We start from the raw sequence: 1,162 nt of genomic DNA on the forward strand, positions 1-1,162 counted from the left end.
TGGTTAAGCTAATAAGAGCGCACGGAGGATGCCTAGGCGCCAGGAGCCGAAGAAGGACGCGACGAACAGCGATATGCTTCGGGGAGCTGTAAGTGAGCTTTGATCCGGAGATTTCCGAATGGGGAAACCCAGCTACCGTAATGGGTAGTTACCCTTGACTGAATAAATAGGTCATTGGAGGCACACCAGGGGAACTGAAACATCTAAGTACCCTGAGGAAAAGAAAACAAAAGTGATTCCGTCAGTAGCGGCGAGCGAAAGCGGAGAAGCCCAAACCTAAGAGCTTGCTCTTAGGGGTTGTGGGACGTCTCACATGGAGTAAGAAAAGAGAAGATTAGGCGAAGAGGTCTGGAAAGGCCCGTCACAGAAGGTAACAACCCTGTAGCCGAAAGTCTTCTCTCTCCGAGACGGATCCCGAGTACCGCGGGACACGAGAAACCCCGTGGGAATCCGGCAGGACCATCTGCCAAGGCTAAATACTTCCTGGCGACCGATAGTGAAGCAGTACCGTGAGGGAAAGGTGAAAAGCACCGCGGGAGCGGAGTGAAAAAGAACCTGAAACCGTGCGCTTACAAGAAGTCAGAGCCCGATCTAGGGGTGATGGCGTGCCTTTTGTAGAATGAACCGGCGAGTTACGTTCACGTGCAAGGTTAAGCTGATGAGGCGGAGCCGAAGGGAAACCGAGTCTGAATAGGGCGCTTAAGTACGTGGTCGTAGACCCGAAACCGTGTGATCTACCCCTGTGCAGGGTGAAGGTGAGGTAACACTCACTGGAGGCCCGAACTCGTGAGCGTTGAAAAGCTCTGGGATGACGTGGGGGTAGGGGAGAAATTCCAATCGAACTCGGAGATAGCTGGTTCTCCCCGAAATAGCTTTAGGGCTAGCCTCGAGGTAAAGCATCATGGAGGTAGAGCACTGATTGGGTGCGGGGCCCGCCAAGGGTTACCAAGTCCAGTCAAACTCCGAATGCCATGCATGTATACTCGGGAGTCAGACAGCGAGTGCTAAGATCCGTTGTCAAGAGGGAAAGAGCCCAGATCATCAGCTAAGGTCCCCAAGTGTGTGTTAAGTGGGAAAGGATGTGGAGTTGCGAAGACAACCAGGATGTTGGCTTAGAAGCAGCCACCATTTAAAGAGTGCGTAATAGCTCACTGGTCGAGTG

1 rRNA gene is annotated in these 1,162 nt (G+C 52.8%); it reads left to right on the forward strand.

Annotation, left to right across the window (positions count from 1 at the left end):
* Position 1 precedes the first annotated feature (1 nt).
* Positions 2–1,162 (forward strand): 23S ribosomal RNA (locus tag E2980_RS23910); the annotation flags it as partial.

The organism is Cohnella luojiensis, from assembly GCF_004564235.1.
Classification (GTDB): domain Bacteria; phylum Bacillota; class Bacilli; order Paenibacillales; family Paenibacillaceae; genus Cohnella; species Cohnella luojiensis.